We start from the raw sequence: 20,890 nt of genomic DNA on the forward strand, positions 1-20,890 counted from the left end.
TGGTAAACATGAATTTATTTTTTGTTGTTTTTTATCATAAAAAAGGAAATTAAATTTTCAACAAAAAAGGTTGTCGTAGAGGAAGTTCAGGCTAAGAAATAATTTGTTTTCAAGGTGAGTTTCAAAAGATTTTGCTAGGCTGAAAAGTGTATTTTGACAGATTATTTTGTATTTGGTCGATTAAATTGGGCTTTATTTAAAATACGGAACGATATTGCCATGTTAGCTAATTTCTTTATTTTTTTGATAAAAAATAAGAAAGAAGTTGTTGAATTTAGTGTTAAGATATATAACGATAATACCACATGAATAAAAAATTACTTTTACAAATTGCATTCTTTTTTACTTTTGTTTTAAGTTATGGACAAAGTGCAAGTAAATATTGTTTTGCTCCTGTTAATGGAACTTATGTCCCATTAACAGGAGCAATAGATGTACTTGGATTAACATCTACTAAAGATGATGGTTTTTCCTCAATTTTTCCATTAGATACCACAACCCCATTTAATTTTGTTTTTGGAGGAGTAAGCTATTCTCAAATACAAGTTTCAAGTAATGGGTTGTTGTCATTTAAAAATACAGCTATTAACGAAACTTTTTATGGTAAGACAGCTACGGATATTTCTGATAGAAAACCATTTTTGGCACCTTTATGGGATGATTTAGCTAATACTAGTGTACCTAGATATGTTGTCACCGGATCAGCACCTAATAGGATATTTAAAATAGAATGGTCAGGACAGAAATGGAATTATTTATCTGCAGCAAATGTTATATCTTTTCAGGTGTGGTTGTATGAAACAAGTAACATTATAGAATATATTTATAACCGAGGCACTGCAAATATAAATGGCGCACCAGCTGCAACAATTGGAATTTATGATGCGGCTAGTACCTCTCTAACATTGAGTAATTCAAGTACTAATCCAACAACTTCCTCTACTGCTGTTTTAGCTACTATAAATGCAAAACCTTCTAGTGGTCAGATATATAGGTTTACGCCAAATGTAACGCCAACGGGTTCTGTTTTACAAGTTTTTTGTGCGTCAACATCCCCAACAGTAGCTAGTTTAGCGGCAACAGGAACTGATATAAAGTGGTATAATGCCGTAACTGGTGGTAGTGCATTACCATCATCTACCCCTTTAATAAACGGAACACATTATTATGCAACACAAACTATAAGTGGTTGTGAAAGTTCAACAAGATTTGATGTGACAGCAAGCGTGAGTAATACAACAGTGCCAACAGGAACTGCATTGCAAATGTATTGTTCAGGTGCAAAAGTATCGAATTTAACTGCAACAGGAACTGCCATAAAATGGTATACTACGTCAAGTGGAGGAAGTGCATTGGCAACAACAACAGATCTTGTAAATGGAACAAATTATTATGCAACGCAAACTGTCGGAGGTTGTGAAAGTTCAACAAGATTTGATGTTACTGTAATAATAAATAGCGCTCCAACAATCACTCCAAATAAGGTTGACGAGACCTGCTCTACGACAAATAATGGTTCTATTTCGCCTACACTTTCAGGAGGAATAACAAGTGTACGTTACATTAAATTAACTCAGAAATATAATGTTGATGCTTGGCAACAAGTGGCAGAAATTCAAGCTTTCGAAGTTTTCACAGGCACTAATGTTGCTCTTTCATCATTAGGGTCCGTTGCAACAGGATCATCTGTGTGGCAGAATAGCGCCGGGCCTAATTATATACCCTCAAACATAAATAATGGTGTCATATCAGGAAATACTTTTTGGCATAGTGCATCATCTAATATCAATGAGTGGGTGCAAATTGACTTGCAATCGGGAAAAAATTTAGATAAGATAAGAATCTACAATCGCACAGATTGTTGTTCACAAAGAGGGCAAAATATGTTGCTGGAACTGTTCGATGGATCAAATAAATTACTCTATTCAAAAAACATTGATTTGTATCAATCGGGGGCTAATGTAGTTGATGTAAATATATTAGATTTATCTTGGGCAGATGGTGCAAACACTTTAAATAGAACTGGTTTAGATTCGGGTACATATATTTTGAATTATGCAGATGCAATAGGATGTTCGGAAAGTTCTCCAATAAACATTGGTTCATCAATTATAGCTGCACCAACACAAGGAACAATTACGCCGATAACTTGTAATGTTCCTTTAGCTAGTGTAATTTTAAATAACTTGCCGTCAGTAGGGACTTGGACTTTGACGCAAAGTGGGACTTATACAGCAACAACTACGGGCACAGGTAGTTCAGCCACTATTTCTGGGCTTGCCCCAGGCACATATAATTTTTCGGTATCAATTGGTGGTTGTTCTTCTTCTAATCTGGAAGCAGTAGAAATTGATTCTTTACAAGAAACTGTTTGGAATGGTGCTTGGTCAAATGGATTGCCAAATAGTGATAAAAAACTTATTTTTACTGCAAATTATAACCAAACCACAGATTTAGTTGCATGTTCTTGTGAAGTAAAATCAGGAAATGTTACTGTTTCAAGTGGAAAAACAATGACCTTGACTAATGAATTAAAAGTTTCTGGAGGAATAATGAAATTTGAAAACAACGCTAGCTTAGTTCAAATAAATGAAGACCCTACTATAAATTCAGGAAATATAACCTATCAAAGGGAAACAGTAACATCAGTAGATAAGTTTGATTTTACCTATTGGTCTTCACCTGTATCTGGACAAACTTTATACAATACATCACCAAATACTTTAGCGGATAAATATTTTTCTTTTGATGCTGTTAATAATAATTGGATACAAGAAAATTCGTTAACAAAAGTGATGGAGCCAGGGATTGGATACATTATTCGTGGACCACAAAATAATTATGCTCCAAATCCTATAGGGACATATCGTGCTAATTTTATTGGTGAGCCAAACAATGGAACTATTCCAGTTGAAATATTGGTAACAGACGCTTCCTATCTACTTGGAAATCCTTATCCATCCGCACTGGATGCAGACTTGTTTTTACAAGATAATGACGGCGTAATAGACGGAACACTATATTTTTGGACACATAATACGGACATAGCACCAAGCGGTTCTAATTATATTTATGATTCAGATGATTATGCTTCCTATAATTTATTAGGAGGAGTTGGGACCGCTGCAGCTAGTGATGTTAATCCAGTGCCTACAATTCCTGCGGGAGAAATTGCTTCTGGTCAAGGTTTTTTTGCAAGTAGTATTGCACTTGGAACGCTTAACTTTACTAATACAATGCGATTGGGAGGAAGTACTAATTCCCAATTCTTTAGGTCTAACTCAAAATCAAAAAAGAATGCGAGTTTTGATAAAAACAGGCTGTGGTTGAATTTTTCAAATACAGAAGGTGCATTTAAACAAACACTCATAGGCTACGCAACGGGAGCAACAAATGAGTATGAGAGAACATTTGACGGAATAAGTTTTGATGGGAATACATTTGTTGATTTCTATAGTATACTCGAGGATAAAAACTTTGTAATTCAAGGAAGAGCGCTGCCATTTCTGCAAAGTGATGAGGTGCCGTTGGGTTATAAAACAACTATTAAAGGAAACTTCACTATAACAATTTTTCAAACAGATGGATTCTTTACAGCTCAAAATGTATTTCTTGAAGATAAAATGCTGGGTGTAATCCATAATTTAAAAGAAGCGTCATATAATTTTACAACTGAGAAAGGAGTTTTTAATGAGCGTTTTGTGTTGCGTTACACTGATAAAACACTTGTAACGGGTGATTTTGAAAGTGAAGATAAAACAATTGTAGTTTTTAAAGAGAAGAACGAATTAAAAATTAAATCCGAATTTGAAACGATGAAACGGGTCACAATATTTGATTTATTGGGTAAAAAAGTATTTGAAGAAACACTTAAAGATGTAAATGAATTCCGTACTTCAAATATTATATTGAAGAATCAAATTGTAATTGTAAAAGTTGTCTTAACCAATGGCCAGGTCATAGCTAAAAAAGTTAGTTATTAGCAATAAATAGTATTTTAAAAATTTTATTAAATCCCATTCTGATGAAAACAGAATGGGATTTTTTTTTAAATGGAGTTAAAAAAGGAAAAAATTTAAACAATTTGGTAATTTAGGCTAAATATCACTAAATGTGGGTATTGCGTATAATTTGGATTATCTATATTTTTATATTTAATTAATAAACACTTGTGGTAGTGTGTGTTAGTATAATTGATAAAAATCTTAAATCCATCATAAATTTGAAATCAAAACTTCTTTGCTTCGTTGTTGTGTTTAGTCTTTCCATTTTTAATCCAGCTTCTTGTCAAGAAGGGCGAGTTGATGCCACTTTTAACACCTATGATGATGGGCTATTAGGAGATGGTTTTGATAATACGGTGAGAACCGTCTCGATTCAATCTGATGGGAAATTAATTGTAGGAGGTGATTTCTTAAATTTTAATGGTGTTGCCACTCCTTACTTATGTAGATTGCTGCCGGACGGTACCAAAGATCCTAGCTTTAGTTTAGGCACTGGAATTAATGGAAAAGTTTATTGTTCTTTGATTCAGCCAGATGGGAAAATTCTCCTTGGCGGATCATTTACACTCTTTAATAGTCAAACTACTAAGCGATTACTTAGGTTGAATTCAGATGGATCTCTTGATGTGACTTTTAATACCACTATTGCTTCTAGTTCAGGGGTAATCTATAGTCTTGCGCTGCAATCTGATGGGAGTATAATTATAGGCGGTAGTTTCACTAATTATAATGGGAATACTGTAAATCGAATCGCTCGAATATTACCCAACGGAAATTTGGACTCCACCTTTCTAAATGGAACAGGTGCCAATGGTATTATTTATTCCATACAAATTCAATCCAATGGTAAAATAATTCTTGGTGGATCATTTACTTTGTTCAATGGAATCCTTTCAAATAAAATAATTAGATTAAATACGGACGGTAGTAATGATTTAACTTTTGTTACCGGAACTGGTTTTGATGACGATGTTAAATCTCTGGCGGTTCAAACGGATGGGAAAATTTTAATTGGAGGTGATTTTACAAATTATAATGATTTAACAAATAACAGAATACTTCGTTTAAATGATGATGGCTCTATTGATGTTAGTTTCATTGCTGGATTAGGTTTTAGTAATGGAGGTGTTTCAGTTATCAAAATCAGTACTATTGGTTCAATTATTTTGGGGGGTTCTTTTACAGGAACTTATGATGGAATAGCGGTAAACCGATTGGTACTGTTAGAACCCAATGGTGTTATAAATCTAACATTTGATATTAGTTCAGGGCCATCTTCGGGAACTGTTCTCACTATAGCGCCCGAATTAAGCGGTTCTTGGTATGTCGGAGGTTCTTTTTCTATTTTTGATTCCCAAAATCAAGGCAGGCTAGCAAAAATTGATGCTTTTGGCGCTTTAGATATTGGGTATTTAACTGCTGGTGTTGGTTTTGACAACTCCGTTTATAAGGTCATTTCTTTATCCGATACTAAAACGATTGTAGTTGGTAATTTTTCTAAATTCAATGGGTTTGGCGCTCCAAAAATAGCACGTTTATTAAATGACGGTTCACTTGATCCTACCTTTAATATTTCCGGGTCTGGCGCTGATGGATTAATCAAAAATGCGATTGTCCAGCCAGACAATAAAATTATAATAGCGGGTAATTTTTTGAATTATAATGGGGTTTTAGTAAATAGGATTGCCAGAATTTTATCAGATGGTTCTATTGATGTTTCTTTTAATACGGGTTTGGGTTTTAATAGTCAAATTTATGGAGTAGCCTTACAAGCAGATGGTAAAATCATCGTTGGAGGTAATTTTACAAAGTATAACGGAGTGTCTGTAAATAGGATAGCGCGTTTGTTTTCAGATGGAACTCTTGATGCAAGCTTTACTAGTGGTTTAGGGGCTGATGAAGTGGTTGAGTCGGTCAGTGTTCAGTCCGATGGAAAAATAGTTTTAGGCGGTCGATTCTTGACTTTTAATGGTGTTATCCACAATCGTATCGTGCGATTAAACATGGACGGTAGCGTTGATGCAGGTTTTGTTACAGGATTAGGTTTTGATAAAAATGTGTATTGCATAGAGAAGCAATCAGACGGAAAGTTAGTAATAGGAGGTGCTTTTTTAAATTATAATGGATCTGCTGCAAAACGACTGCTGAGATTGAATTCTGATGGAAGTTTAGATACGGGTTTTGCTACTGGAACGGGCTTTAGTAACGGAGATGTCAGAGCTATTTTAATTCAGCCTGATAAACAGATTTTGGTAGGTGGCACTTTCTCTGGAACTTATAACGGAACGTCTGTAAAGCGAATGATTCGACTTTTGCCTGCTGGTGCTTTTGAAGGTTCTTTCTCGGCTGATTTAAATAGTCCGCTGTACAGTATGTGTTTTACTCCAGACAATAAAGTGATGATAGGAGGCAATTTCAACTCTGTTTCAGGTGTGACAAAACACCGGGTTGCTCGGTTGCTTTTGTGTTTGGATACTACCGTTTGGGATGGTTTAATTTGGAATAATGGTTTGCCTTCTTCAGAAAAAAGAATTATTTTCAATGGTAATTATCCTGTTTTAAATTCTGTGAATGCTTGTTCATGTTCTATCAGTTCAGGAATTAGTGTTGGTGTTCCAAATGGAAATACGTTGGGTTTAGTTTTTGATTATTCTGGTTTAGGAACATTAATTTTGGAAAATAATGCCTCACTTTTTCAATCTGAGGATCAAATAACAAATACTGGACTAGTTGTCTATAAACGTGAAACAACTCCGATAGTCAAATTTGATTATACCTATTGGTCTTCTCCCGTTTCTGGCCAAAGATTGGTTGATGTCTCTCCTGATACTTTATCAGATAAGTTTTTTTCTTTTAATGCAGCTTCTGATTCATGGAGCAATGAATCACCAACAAACGTAATGGAGTCCGGTAAAGGATATATCATAAGAGGTCCTCAAAGTTTTTCAACAACAGTTCCAGCTATTTATGGAGGGGTTTTTTCAGGTATTCCTAATAATGGGATGGTCTCAGTTCCTGTAAGTATAACAGATACTTCAAATCTCATAGGGAATCCTTACCCATCTGCCATTGATGCGAACCTCTTTTTGAAATTAAATGAAAAAATCATCGATGGGACACTATATTTTTGGACACATAATACACCAATTACAAATAATGAATATGCATCAAATGATTATGCTTCTTATAATTTATTAGGTGGAGCAGGAACAAAAGCTACAAATTTGGGTGTTAATAATACAATTCCTGATGGTAAAATAGCGGCTGGTCAAGCTTTCTTTGTAACGAGTGTGAATGGTGGTGGGACAGCCTTTTTTAACAACAGTATGCGTGTAGTTGGGCAAAACGCGAGTTTTTTTAAATCAAGTACAACTAAAAAATTGAAAAAAAATGTGATTGACAAACACCGTATTTGGTTGAATTTGTACAATAATGAAGGTACTTTCAAACAAGTTTTGATAGGATATGCATCTGGAGCGACTAATGATTTTGATAGTTCCTTTGACGGAGAGAGTTTTGATGGGAATGATTATTTAGATTTTTATAGTATTAATCAAAATAAGAATTTAGTAATTCAAGGAAGGTCATTGCCATTTAATGAAACCGATGAAATCAAATTAGGTTTCAAAGTTAAGATAGCAGGAGATTTCAGGATTAAAATTGATCATGTGGATGGTCTTCTAGCAAATCAAAATGTTTTTATAGAGGATAAACTGAATAATAGTATTATTGATATAACAAATGAGAGTTATGCTTTTAATACAACTATAGGAACATTTGATGATCGTTTTATATTGCGCTACGGAGATAAAAGCTTGTCCGTTGTCGATTTTGCCGATCTGGAAGAGTCAATTTCTGTATCGAGTAAAAACAAACAGTTGCAAATTAATTCAACCAAAGAATCGATAGATGAGGTTACAATATACAATTTAGCTGGACGAGAAATATATCAAAAAAATGAGATAAATGATGTTGATTTTTCAGTTTTTAATTTGCTTGTTGGACATCAAGTCTTGCTGGTGAAAATACTTTTGCAGAATGGTCAATCAGTTACCAAGAAAATAATCTATTAGAGAAAGTAGCATAAAAAAACCATCTTGTGAGCCAAGATGGTTTTGTATATTTATTCAAAATAAAGTTTATTTTTCTTTACCGGATGCTTCAAGATTTCTCTCGATAGTGTGTCCTGGTCTTGACCATTTTGGTTTTTCACCTAATGGAGCAAATTGAGAATCTTCCGCTTCAACAGTTTGTGGTTGAGAAACTTTTGTGAATGGTTTTTGTGGATTTAAACCTAACATCTCAAACATTTTCATGTCTTCATTTACATCAGGATTTGGAGTTGTCAATAACTTATCTCCCGCAAAAATGGAATTGGCACCAGCAAAAAAGCACATGGCCTGTCCTTCGCGGCTCATGTTCATTCTACCTGCAGAAAGACGTACTTGAGTTTCCGGCATGATGATTCTGGTTGTTGCAACCATTCGGATCATTTCCCATATTTCAACGGGTTTTTCTTCTTCCATCGGAGTTCCTTCAACAGCTACCAAGGCATTTATTGGCACTGATTCCGGTTGTGGATTTAACGTAGAAAGTGCTATAAGCATTCCTGCTCTGTCTTCGATACTTTCTCCCATCCCGATTATTCCGCCGCTACAAACAGTAACATTTGTTTTACGAACATTTTCTATGGTTTGCAAACGGTCTTCAAATCCGCGGGTTGAAATTACTTCTTTGTAATATTCTTCAGAGGTATCTAAATTGTGGTTGTAGGCATATAATCCAGCTTCTGCCAATCGATGTGCTTGGTTTTCCGTAATCATCCCAAGGGTACAACATACTTCCATATCCAGTTTGTTGATGGTACGAACCATTTCAAGAACTTGGTCAAACTCAGGGCCATCTTTTACATTTCTCCAAGCCGCTCCCATGCATACACGGGATGATCCACTTGATTTTGCTCGCAAAGCTTGCGCTTTCACTTGGCTAACTGACATTAAATCATTCCCTTCAATTTCAGTATGATATCTTGCGGCTTGTGGACAATAGCCACAATCCTCTGGACATCCACCTGTTTTTATAGAAAGTAAAGTAGAAACCTGAACCACGTTAGGATCGTGATGTTCTCTATGAATAGACGCTGCTTCGTAAAGCAAATCCATCATAGGTTTATTATATATTGCGATAATTTCGTCTTTGGTCCAATTGTGTTTTGTAATACTCATCGATACGATTTTTTGATGCGTCAAAAGTAGTTAAATTGTTCTAAAGAACCAATGTAATACTATTGAAAAGCCTTTTGTAAAATATTTTTTGGTTAAAGGTAGGCTGTTGTATGCGGGCGTTTCAGAATTTTATAAAGTGTTACTCAATTACTTTATCCGAAGGTATTTATTAAACAGAAGGAATATATAATTTATAAAACATAAAAAAATAAACGCCGTAAAAACAATAGGAGATGCTCGATTGGGGAGTGGTATTGGAATTAAGTAAGGATAAAAAATTAAGATTCTGCTCCATGCTTATCTGAGGAATAGCGGGTGTCCCAGTATAACAGCAACATGAAGGTAACGATTACCGCTGAAACAATTCCTTCAAATAACAGAGAAATAGAATAGGTCATTACGGATGGATCACCACCAAATAAAAATGTTTTTGACAATGTGCCCACATATGCGTCTCCACCTTTGGCGTAGCTATAAATAATTAAACCTACAATGCTCAGAAATATGCCCGTGAGTGAAGTTAGTAATGCAGAAACAGCATTAGAAACTAATACTTTTTTGCCTTCAGCGAAATTAGATTTTAACGTTTTATAGGTTCCAAAAAATACAAATAAGACATTAAATAGACGTAATAAGTAAATATCCGCTAGGCCTAAAAGTTCCATTAATAGGAAATAAAAGCCAATTCCCATGAAAATAATGAATCCGTTTACTAATTCTTTTGGAAGTTTCATATAACTAGTTTTAAAAGTTAGAAAGCATATCGTTATGACAAAGAGGATATTACTTTCAAATTTACAGAAAAAATAGTAATATGTTATTAAAAAATCAAAATTTATTCAAGTACAAGAGTGCAGTTTTTTTGTCTTTTTCAAGTTGTTCTTTCAGTAAATCCACCGATTCGAATTTTTCTTCGGAACGAATTCTTTTAAGTATTGAAACACGGATTTCCTGATTGTATAAATCAGCATTGAAATCAAAATAATGAATTTCGATGGACTGATTGTGCCCGTCAACAGTGGGATTGAACCCAATATTCATCATTCCAAAAACAGTTTTTTCATTGAGAATACTTTGCACAATATAGACTCCGTTTTTTGGAATTAGCTTGTAATTTTCTGCGATTTTTAAGTTTGCCGTTGGGAAATTGATGGTTCTTCCCAGTTGTTTTCCTTGAATAACAGTACCAGTCAGAAAATAATCATACCCTAAATATTCGTTGGACAAAGTCATGTCTCCTTCCAATAATGCATTTCTAATTTTGGTTGAACTCACGGAAATTTCATTAATTTCCTGAACAGATATTTGTTCTACTTCAAAATCATACTGTTTTCCAAAAGCGATGAGGTCATCAATATCAGCAGTTCGATTTCGTCCAAAGCGGTGATCGTGACCAATAATTATCTTTTGGATATGAAATCGATCAATGAGAATAGAGCTTACAAATTCTTCGGCAGTCAATCTCGAAAACGTTTCGTCAAAAGGATGAATCACTAGGTTTTCGATGCCAATTTTTTCCAGTAAATCTATTTTTTCAGCTATGGTGTTGAGTAATTTTATATCAGAATGTTCCTGTAAAACCATTCTGGGATGGGGAAAAAATGTAAGTACAAGACTTTCATATTTCTCGTTCTCCGTGTTTTGGGTTAGTTTATTCAGAATTTTTTTGTGACCAATATGAACTCCATCAAAGGTTCCTAAAGTTAGGATTGTTTTTTTCGTGGAAGTGAAATCGTTTATAGAATGAAAAATCTTCAAAGCAAGTGTTTTATAAAAGCGCAAATTTAAGGTATCTTATTTAAAAGTAGCGGTATGGCTAATTGAATTTCAATATAATTTTTTATTAAAATATGAAAAAAGGGGTTTAAAAACAGAAAACAGCTGAGTTTTCCATAATTTGATTTAAAATATTAAATAATTGAAGTAACGATTACTGTAAATACTTTATTTTTGATGGTTAAATCATGATATTATGAATAGAATCATACTATTTTTTATAATTATTTTTTCCAATTCTGCTATCCATGCCCAAGATGGCTCTTTTTGGAAGAGAATTGTTCAGGATAAAGTTGCAGTTTATGATAGAATCAATGTTAAACCGGTTACTGAAAATCAGTTGTTGTTTAATTTAAATGAAGTTGCAATAAAAAAATCTTTGGAAACACTTCAAAATAAAACTTCAAAGCAGAGCAGAATTGAAATTACGATACCCAACATGAATGGTGATTTAGAAAAATTTTGGGTTTGGGAATCTTCTAATTTTGAACCAGAGTTGCAAGCAGAAAATCCTGATATAAGAGCCTACAATGGTATTGGAATTACAGATCGAAAAGCTTCTTTGTATTTTAGTTTGTCACCAAAAGGTATTCAGACTATGATTCTTAGAGGGGAAAGTGGCTCTGAATTTATCGAGCCTTATTCGAAAGATCATACTGTTTATGTTCTTTTTGATTCCAAAAGCAGAGTTCGCGGAAGTTTGCCTTTCACTTGTAAAACAGAAGATGTCGCCTTGAATAAAGAACTTTTAAACAAGACAGGCAAAATAGCTGCTAATCTTAAAGTTTTTAAAACTTTAAGATTAGCGTTGTCCTGTACCGGTGAGTATACCGCATTTCATGGAGGGACTGTTGCAAATGCCTTGGCTGCCATGAATGCTACTATGACTAGGGTTAACGGTATTTTTAATAAAGATTTAGCGATAAAACTGAGTATTATTACAAATAACAATCTTATAATTTATACGGATGCCGTTACAGATCCGTATTCAGATTCTGCAGAAGGAGCAGCGGGTACATGGAACCTGGAATTACAAGAAAATTTAAGCGCTACAATAACGGATGCCGGATATGATATTGGTCATTTGTTTGGCGCAGATGGTGGTGGTGGAAACGCTGGTTGTATAGGCTGTGTGTGTGTAAATCCTTCTGATATTGAGCCCGCGGGAAAAGGAAGTGCGTATACGTCGCCAAGTGATGCCGTACCTCAAGGAGATACTTTCGATATTGATTTTGTAGCGCATGAAATGGGACATCAATTAGGAGCTAATCATACGTTTTCTTTCGAAATTGAGGATACTGGCGTAAATGTGGAGCCAGGAAGCGGTTCTACTATCATGGCGTATGCAGGAATTACTTTGGGTTATAATGTTCAAAATAATTCAGATGATTATTTTGCCTACGCAAGCATTAAGCAAATACAAGATAATCTATCGACTAAGACATGTCCTGTAAGTAAAGTTCTCACTAATAGTCCTCCAACAATCAGCGCAGGCTTAGATTATACTATTCCTAAAGGGACGGCATTTATCTTAAAAGGTTCTGGTTCTGATTTGAATGGTGATGTGATTACCTATTGTTGGGAGCAAAATGATACCGCTATCAATACTGTAAATCCTGCGGTTAGCGAAGAAGGTAATTTTAGCTTTGCGTCACCTACAAAAGTACATGGCCCTAACTTTAGATCGTTTTATCCAAGTAGTTCACCAATTCGATACATGCCTGCTTTAAGTTCGGTTTTGGCTAATGAATTAACAACGACTTGGGAATCCGTTTCTACAATTGAAAGAACACTTTCGTTTACTTTAACAGGCAGGGACAATGCGGCTCTTGGAACAGCGCAAACAAATACAGATGTGATGATGGTAAACGTAAGTGGGGCAGCTGGTCCATTTGAAGTAACATCACAAAGCACTGAAAATTCAGATTGGTTGCAGGGATCGACTCAAACAGTCACTTGGAACGTAAATAATTCTAACACTCTAGTCGGTTCTGCGAATGTGAATATCAAACTTTCAACTGACGGAGGATTAAATTTTACTACAGTTTTAGCTTCAAATACGCCTAATGATGGTTCACAAACTATTACGGTTCCAAATGTAACGGCTAAAGATTGCCGAATTCTAATTGAGCCAACAGAAAATATTTATTATGCGGTAAACAGTAAATCTTTTGCAATTGGGTATTCCGTTGTTTCATCTTGTAATACGTATGCTTTTGCAGCGCCGTTTTCTATACCGGAATCTACAGCTTATCGCACTAGAACAGCGACCGTTCCAGTTACAGCTCAAGTGATTTCTGATGTGAATTTTGCTATTGCTTTTACACATACTTATTTGAGCGATGTGCAAATAGAAGTGGTAAATCCGCAAGGTACTGTTGTAAAGTTGTTTGAAAGAAGTTGTGGGTCTACAAGCAATAGTTTAGTGTTGAATTATGATGATCTGGGAGTTTCTCTTGATTGTGCAGCGAAAACTGCCCAAACCGTAGCGCCTTTTGAATTATTGTCTAGCTTTAATGGGCTGAGTCCGCAAGGAAATTGGACTTTGCGTGTTCGTGATTTAGACACAGGTAAAGTTGGCACAATAGATTCTGCATCAATCGCAATTTGTACAAAAACATATACTTTAGCAACGCCGGACTTTGAAATCAATGATTTTGTCGTGTTTCCTAATCCAAATAAAGGGAATTTTAATGTTCAATTCACCACTAAATCCGATGCAGAAGTAAAAGTGATGGTTTATGATTTATTAGGAAGAAAGCTTTTTGAAAATGACTTTAAAAACAAGTCAAATTTTAATGAAAATATCCAATTGAAAAATGTCTATGCAGGAGTTTATTTATTGACGGTGAGTGATGGAGAACGAAAAGAGGTCAGAAAGATTGTGATTGAATAATCAAAATAGAATTATTAAAAAAGGGAAGCGTTATTTGAAACGTTTCCCTTTTTTTTATTTCCCGTTAAAGGTGGTCATAGTGTTTTCCAGTCCTGCGGTCCCAAAAGATTTTATAATCTCAGATCCTACTTCCAGTCGTTCTGGAAGCGCCGTTTTTTCAGCATCATCCCAGTCGCCAAGGACGTAATCAACTTGTTTTCCTTTTTTGAATTCATCGCTGATGCCAAAACGGAATCTGGCGTAGTTTTGTGTATTTAGCACCAGATTTATGTTTTTGAGTCCGTTGTGTCCGCCGTCGCTTCCTTTTTGGCGGATGCGAATGGTTCCAAACGGCAGATTCAAATCATCTGTAATAACCAGAATGTTTTCAAGCGGAATATTCTCTTTGTCCATCCAATATTGAACCGCTTTTCCGCTTAAATTCATATAAGTGTTGGGTTTCAAAAGCAGAAAAGTTCTTCCTTTGAATTTGTATTGGGCTAGCGCGCCTAGTTTTACGGTTTCGAAAGAAACACTTTCTTTACGGGCCAGAAAATCCACGATTTTAAAACCAATGTTGTGTCTTGTGTTTACGTATTCGGCGCCAATGTTCCCGAGTCCTACTATTAAAAATTTATTACTCACGCTTTCTATATTGTTTTTTTTGTGTTCGTGAACCTTTGGTTTTATACAATCTGTATCATTCTCTTTTTTTGTTGATGAGAATAATTTTGAAATCCAATTTATCATAGTGCAAAAATAGACTTAATTAGAATATTGGACTATTAGATTTTTAGAAAATCGTTATTGAAAATAAAATAGTTCTTAATAGCCCTGATGGAAGTGGCATCCCAAGCTTTTTTGCGTGGATACAGCGGACAGCAGGAGTAGCGTTGTTGTGAAAAGGAGTAATGGTGCTCCTAATGATTTAAAATAGAATAATTAGATTGCTTTGTTCCTCGCAATGACAAAAAAGTAATGCGCATAAAAAAGCACCAGTTTTACAACTGATGCTTTCTTGAATGATTGAAAAAATATTATTTTTTCTTTCCTTTTGCAGGAGCTTTCGCTGCTTTTGCTGCTTCTTGAGCTGCTTTCATAGCTGCACGAGAGATTCTTACTTGAGCAACAACAGTGTTGTCAGGGTGAATCAATTTGTAGTTTTCGTTTACTAATTTAGTAACGTACAATTTGTTCCCCATTTCAAGTGGAGTAATGTCAGCTTCAATAAAATCAGGAAGATTTTTTGGTAAAGCTTTTACTTTAAGTTTACGAGTGTTCAAACGTAAAACACCACCAGCAAGAACTCCTTTAGATGTTCCAACTACTTTTACAGGAACTTCCATAGTGATTTCTTTGTCATCAAATAATTGAAAGAAGTCAATGTGTAAAATCTTGTCAGATACTGGGTGAACCTGGATATCTTGTAAAATAGCGTTAAATGATTTTCCTTTTCCAAGATCGATCTCAACTGTGTGAGCGTTTGGAGTGTAAACCAAGTTTTTGAAAGCCATAACTTCTGCTGAGAAATGAACTGCCTGATTTCCTCCGTATAATACGCAAGGAACCAATCCAGCATTACGTAGGGCTTTAGTCGCAACTTTACCCACGCTTTCTCTTTCTGATCCTTTAATTGTAATCGATTTCATTGTAAAAAAAATATAGTTATTAAATAATATTACTTGTTTGGGGTTACATTATGAACTTTCCACTAATGGAATTGTTATGATGTACCATGTGCATAACTTCAGCAAAAAGTGGCGCACAACTCAACACTCTTATTTTGTTTGATTCTTTCTTCAACGGAATAGAATCGGTAACGATTAATTCTAATAATTTAGAATTCTCTATTTTTTCGTAAGCATCACCAGATAAAATCGCGTGGGTACAAATTGCTCTTACGCTCAATGCTCCTTTTTCGATCATTAAATCTGCGGCTTTCGCCAAAGTGCCTCCGGTATCAATCATGTCATCTACTAAGATTACATTTCTACCTTTTACCTCACCAATTAATTCCATGGTATCGATAATGTTGGCTTCTTTTCTTTGTTTGTAACAAATCACCACATCTGATTCTAAAAATTTAGAATACGCATATGCTCTTTTTGAACCTCCCATATCTGGAGAAGCAATAGTCAGATTGTCTAAGCCTAAACTTTTTACATATGGTAAAAAGATAGTTGATGCAAAAAGGTGATCTACCGGTTTTTCAAAGAATCCCTGAATTTGATCAGCGTGCAAATCCATCGTCATTACTCTTGTTGCGCCTGCTGCATCTAATAAATTAGCTACTAGCTTAGCTCCTATCGGAACTCTTGGCTTGTCTTTTCTATCTTGTCTTGCCCAACCAAAGTAAGGAATTACTGCTGTAATGTGTCTTGCCGAAGCGCGTTTTGCAGCATCAATCATCAGTAACATTTCCATTAAATTATCTGCCGTTGGAAAAGTAGAGCAAACGATAAATACGCGTAATCCTCTGATAGACTCCTCATAAGAAGGCTGAAATTCACCGTCGCTGTATTTTGACATGGTGATTTTTCCCAATGGGATTCCGTATTGTTTTGCTATTTTTTCTGCGAGATAGACACTTTGTGAACAAGCAAAAATTTTAGCTTCCGGTTCTAGGTGTGACATTTAATTTGTTGTTTTTATTCCGATGCGTTCCATACAGTTCGGCTTTGTCATTTGATTAAAGCCTTATGTGTGTATTTGCCTCGGGTGTAGTTAGTTGTGTGTTGTGTTTTTAACGAGGTGCAAATTTATAAAATTTATTCAACTCTGAAAGGAAAAAATTAAGTATTTTTAGTTGAACATTTAATATTATTTTTTACATTTGCACCGTGTTAAAGGAATTGATGGTTGATTTAAACACAATCACATCTTTTATTGCGTTGAAATAACTGTCGTTATTTCATGTCTGCTAAGCCCGGATGGCGGAATTGGTAGACGCGCTGGTCTCAAACACCTGTGGGAAACCGTGCCGGTTCGACTCCGGCTCCGGGTACGTTAGCGGAAAAGCTGTCAGAAATGACAGCTTTTCCTTTTTTATAACCTCCCGAACCTTTGCTATTCCTAGTCAAAACCTCAATTACCTCATTCACTTTAGTGGTTCGACAATTATCATTTCCAAAAATTAACTTTTGGTTGAATATTGAACCCGCTACTATTCTTTTACCATGGTAATCACTGTTTAGAAACATTTGGTCTAGGTTTACAAGTAACTCAAGTCCTGAATCAACATAGGTTTTGATTGAATCTTTTCTGGTATTAAGTATTTCAATTTCATTATTAACTTCATTAAGTTGTAGATTGATACGTTCAATGATACTATTAAATCTTTCTTTATTAATGTCCTTACTTATAAGTAAGTCTTCCGTGTCTTCGATTTTAGATTTTAGGCTCTTTTGAAGCTCAATTTTGGCTTTAAGTGAGTTTTCTCTATTACCGTTAATTTCTGCTTCACAATCATTTAAAATCACTGAAAACATCTCTTTTACATTGGGGTTAACTTTTAGACCTAAAAGAATATTTGCGATTTTTATATGCGCATCTTCTACAGGAACTCTTGTTTTACAAGTATTTCTACAGTGATAGTATGCATATTTTTTAACTCTTCCTTTAGATTTACTTCCTGTAATTTGTCCCCCACATATTTCACAAGTCAAAAAATCACGCATCGGAAAATCTAAATTTTCATTATTTGGCTTGATTCCATGCCATCTTTTGCTTTTAAAAACATCTTGAACTTTTTTAAAAGTCTCCAAATCTACTAAAGCTTCATGTTTAGCATCAACAAGCATGGCAGACTCTTTTTTATACTCAGGAACTTTTATTTTGCCAACATACACAACGTTTTTTAGCATTTTGTTAAAAGCACTTTTTTCTAATTTCATTCCTGAATTTTTTAATCTTTTCCTAATAACCTCAACAGGTTCTATATTCATGGCTACCTCATCGAATGCCTTTTTGACTAAATGTGAATATTTGTTAGGTTTCAATGTTGATTTTTTGAATTCATCTCGAAAATTATCATATCCATAAGGTGCTTTACCAGTAAAATACCCCTCCTTTTTGGCTTGGTAAGTTCCGCTAATGGTTCGACTACTAATTTTATCCCTTTCAACCTCTCCTGCTGTCAGATAAATTGATAATATGAATTTATTATCTGGATTTGTCATACCTAAGTATTGTTCAGAAGCGTTCAACTCAATGCCAATTAAATCAAATTCTCTCAGAACAGTTAAAGCTTGCTCGGTATTCCTAGAGAACCTATCCCATTTTGCAAACAAAACTTTATAGATGTCTTTTTTGTTAGCTTTTGCAAATGTTTTCAACTTCGACCATTCTGGTCTGTTGAAATTTTTAGCTGAGTGGTCTTCTCTATATATTTTTATGATATTGTATGACATTTTTTCACAATATTGTTTTAAGGTTTCTTCTTGGTAATCAAGACTAAACCCTTTTTGTGCTTGTTCATCCGTACTCACACGGCAATAGATGATAACATTTGTACTATTCATATCTTGTACCGTTTAATAGGTCTCCCAAACTATTATAAAAACTTAAAGCTTCATTATATCTGTGGAATACCTCAAAGTAAACATCATAAACACGTTCAATATAAGTATCTAAAATCACCCATCCAACGTAGTAGTTATCCTCGAATTTAATTATTGCAATTTCTGCATATTTGTCATTTTGCAATTGAAGTATCCCAGATACCAATACTGTACCCTTCATTTTTATTCTATCAATATAGTTATGTAATGTCATACCATTCATATCTTCGTCTCTTATTATCATGTCTTGTTTTTTTAAATTTTTTATTTATTGTTCATTTGGCACACTTCTGCCAATTTATAAAGCACATTTCGGATTAGTTCAATTTCTTCATCCGAGTATTTTATTCCTTTTTTGTTTAATTTTTTTTTGCATTCTGTTATACTTAACAAGTTGGTACTCTGTCGTCATTTTCCAATTCTTTACTTTGACGGTGGAATTCTTTTTATTGTAGGTCACAAAGCGACCTCTCCTAAACCAGTTTGATTTAGAAATTGCATGCATACTATATTCAAGTCCATATAATAAATGCTTTAGCATAAATTTTGGGCACAAGAATACACTTCGGGTATTAACCCAAATCGTTAATCTAATATATCATTTGATTTTTAGAGCATGGTTGTTCAGCTTTACAACCTGCTCTGTTTCCATTCTTTAGCTGTCAGAATGAAGAAAAAGATTCTTGCAATAATCCATTCCTTTAATTTTCTTTCACAAAGATATGACATGTTTTTGATATTCTTTTTTAGGTAACTTAATCACGTTATATGGAGTAAGATATTTTGCGTTAAATTAGTTTATGTAGCTTGTTTTCAGTGCTTTAAACTTGTTTAAAATATTGAAAAAATAAATCAATTTAACTAATAATTAGTACGTAATTTCTTGTTTTTAATATTTTCTATTTTTGTATATAACTCAATCAATTTATGTAGTCAATAAGTTAGTTCTATTATACAATTGAAGTACGGTCGGTGCATAAAATTTATTCCCATATCTGGTTTTGAAATTGAGCTGATTAAGATAATCTGCAATTTGTCTGTAGCTCATTTCTTTCTCTTTGCAATTGAGGATTATTGATTGAGCTTGTCGATTTCGGTCATTGTTTATGGCGTTTTCTTTAATTTTATCAACTCCCTTGGCTCTAGCCTCACTGGTTAGATTTTGCGGATTACCTAATTTCACTCCTTTTTTCTTAAGTTCCGCAAGGGCAAGCTTGGTTCTTGAGCTGATAAGTTTTGCTTCCTGCTCAGCAAGTGCTGAAAATATATGAATTGTGAAATTGTTGGCAGAGGGCATATCTACCGCCAAAAACTCAATACCTGCATCCATCAAAGAACTTACAAAGCTCACATTGCGAGCTAATCTGTCTAATTTTGCAATAATTAGGATTGCTCCTTCGTTTTTTGCCAGTTGAATTGCTTTATGGATTTCGATGCGTTCACGTTTATTAGTACCAGTCTCAATCTCAGTAAAACTCTTTACGATAGTTCCATCCTGCGAGGTTACATATTTTTCAACTGAACTTTTTTGAGCTGACAATCCTAAACCCGATATTCCTTGCTCTTTTCTACTGACTCTATAATATGCTACAAATTTTTTCATTTTGATGTTGATTTAAATCTTAAACGTCCGTTTGTGATTTATTACACGTCAAATGTCCAGGTCTATTTTGGATTAAACAAGAGAAATCCTGGTTTTCCTGGGCTCACGGCTTTTTTGGTCACTTTAGCTCACAAAAAAACGAGGTAGTTAGCCTCATTCTTTGGATTGAATCAATTTTGAAAACACTGCAAGTTCCTTTTCCGTGAAGTTCATCGCTTTGAACGATAGCGGGTATCTGACGGTTTGGGTCTTAAGTACTTGTTTTAGTTGGGATAGGGTTATTTTGATTCTCATGGTCTCTTTTATTATAAATATCAGCTAAAATTGAATCTGATTTTTTTCTCAGAAATTTTTTTCTTGATTTGGATAGCGCAATGAACGAACATATCCATCGCTATAGATAGGAAAGTGTACTTATTCAGATTATCGAGGCAGGTAACTAAGCCTGTGTTTACAAGGGTTACGGGAGGGAGGATGTTATAAGGGAGGAGGGAATCTCGTTTGATAGGCTTCCTAGCGTTTACAGGAGCATCTGTAGCCTAATCGGAACATAATTAATGTTTAAACAGTTGCTGAGGTTTAAATCTCTCTCTTCAATCTTCTATCATATATGTTACTTAAAATACTATTGATTAGTAAGGTTAAAATCCTAGTAATATCAATACTTTAGAGAATGATAACTCAAATAGGTGTATGCTCAGTTTGCGCTATTTAAAAACATGGTTGTTAAAATTAATTTAAAGTGTTTTGAAAAATAGTTGACCTAAATGCTTGACTTTGCTTGCACAATTCGGTATATTGTAGGAAAGCAATATATTGAGAGAATCACTCATTAAAATCCTTGGTTG

General features: G+C 34.6%; 12 protein-coding genes and 1 tRNA gene. 4 read left to right on the top strand and 9 right to left on the bottom strand.

Going from position 1 to position 20,890, the window contains the following annotated elements:
* The first annotated feature begins 305 nt into the window (after positions 1-305).
* Both G7A72_RS09960 and G7A72_RS09965 read left to right on the top strand, forming a co-directional pair.
* Positions 306-3,983 (top strand): T9SS sorting signal type C domain-containing protein, encoded by a 3,678-nt coding sequence (locus G7A72_RS09960; RefSeq protein WP_165152353.1) that lies wholly within the window; start codon positions 306-308, stop codon positions 3,981-3,983.
* 239 nt (positions 3,984-4,222) lie between these two features.
* Positions 4,223-8,077, top strand: coding sequence for a T9SS sorting signal type C domain-containing protein (locus G7A72_RS09965; RefSeq protein WP_241258502.1), 3,855 nt, complete (start codon positions 4,223-4,225; stop codon positions 8,075-8,077).
* A gap of 66 nt (positions 8,078-8,143) precedes the next feature.
* Here G7A72_RS09965 and bioB read toward each other — a convergent pair whose 3' ends face one another.
* The 3 genes from bioB to G7A72_RS09980 form a co-directional block, all read right to left on the bottom strand.
* Entirely contained in the window at positions 8,144-9,229 is a 1,086-nt protein-coding gene (gene bioB / locus G7A72_RS09970; protein WP_165152354.1) for a biotin synthase BioB, read from the bottom strand.
* Positions 9,230-9,507: 278 nt separating this feature from the next.
* On the bottom strand, positions 9,508-9,963 hold the full coding sequence (locus G7A72_RS09975; RefSeq protein WP_113664566.1) for a hypothetical protein: 456 nt from the start codon (positions 9,961-9,963) through the stop codon (positions 9,508-9,510).
* Between the two features lie 94 nt (positions 9,964-10,057).
* Positions 10,058-10,987 carry a bifunctional riboflavin kinase/FAD synthetase gene (locus G7A72_RS09980; protein WP_113665434.1) on the bottom strand — a complete coding sequence of 310 codons (930 nt, stop codon included), beginning with the start codon at positions 10,985-10,987 and terminating at the stop codon, positions 10,058-10,060.
* Between the two features lie 214 nt (positions 10,988-11,201).
* Here G7A72_RS09980 and G7A72_RS09985 point away from each other — a divergent pair, with 214 nt between their 5' ends.
* Positions 11,202-13,901 (top strand): reprolysin-like metallopeptidase, encoded by a 2,700-nt coding sequence (locus G7A72_RS09985; protein ID WP_165152355.1) that lies wholly within the window; start codon positions 11,202-11,204, stop codon positions 13,899-13,901.
* Between the two features lie 54 nt (positions 13,902-13,955).
* On the opposite strand, the gene pth is transcribed toward G7A72_RS09985, so the two are convergent.
* The 3 genes from pth to G7A72_RS10000 form a co-directional block, all read right to left on the bottom strand.
* Positions 13,956-14,630 carry an aminoacyl-tRNA hydrolase gene (gene pth / locus G7A72_RS09990; protein ID WP_113664564.1) on the bottom strand — a complete coding sequence of 225 codons (675 nt, stop codon included), beginning with the start codon at positions 14,628-14,630 and terminating at the stop codon, positions 13,956-13,958.
* Between the two features lie 287 nt (positions 14,631-14,917).
* On the bottom strand, positions 14,918-15,529 hold the full coding sequence (locus G7A72_RS09995; RefSeq protein ID WP_073205004.1) for a 50S ribosomal protein L25/general stress protein Ctc: 612 nt from the start codon (positions 15,527-15,529) through the stop codon (positions 14,918-14,920).
* 43 nt (positions 15,530-15,572) lie between these two features.
* Complete coding sequence (locus G7A72_RS10000) at positions 15,573-16,514, bottom strand: ribose-phosphate pyrophosphokinase (protein ID WP_165152356.1); 942 nt, start codon at positions 16,512-16,514, stop codon at positions 15,573-15,575.
* Positions 16,515-16,804: 290 nt separating this feature from the next.
* On the opposite strand from G7A72_RS10000, the gene G7A72_RS10005 reads away from it, so the two are divergent.
* Positions 16,805-16,884: transfer RNA gene (locus G7A72_RS10005), tRNA-Leu, on the top strand.
* On the opposite strand, the gene G7A72_RS16765 is transcribed toward G7A72_RS10005, so the two are convergent.
* From G7A72_RS16765 to G7A72_RS10020, 3 genes are all read right to left on the bottom strand, one after another.
* Positions 16,838-18,400 (bottom strand): recombinase family protein, encoded by a 1,563-nt coding sequence (locus G7A72_RS16765; protein WP_371807568.1) that lies wholly within the window; start codon positions 18,398-18,400, stop codon positions 16,838-16,840. The genes G7A72_RS10005 and G7A72_RS16765 overlap by 47 nt on opposite strands.
* Positions 18,393-18,683, bottom strand: a complete 291-nt coding sequence (locus G7A72_RS10015) for a hypothetical protein (protein WP_165152357.1) — start codon at positions 18,681-18,683, stop codon at positions 18,393-18,395. The genes G7A72_RS16765 and G7A72_RS10015 overlap by 8 nt, the downstream gene beginning before the upstream one ends.
* Positions 18,684-19,364: 681 nt before the next feature.
* Complete coding sequence (locus tag G7A72_RS10020; RefSeq protein ID WP_165152358.1) at positions 19,365-20,042, bottom strand: recombinase family protein; 678 nt, start codon at positions 20,040-20,042, stop codon at positions 19,365-19,367.
* Positions 20,043-20,890 lie beyond the last annotated feature (848 nt).

Source organism: Flavobacterium sp. Sr18, from assembly GCF_011064265.1.
Taxonomy (GTDB): domain Bacteria; phylum Bacteroidota; class Bacteroidia; order Flavobacteriales; family Flavobacteriaceae; genus Flavobacterium; species Flavobacterium petrolei.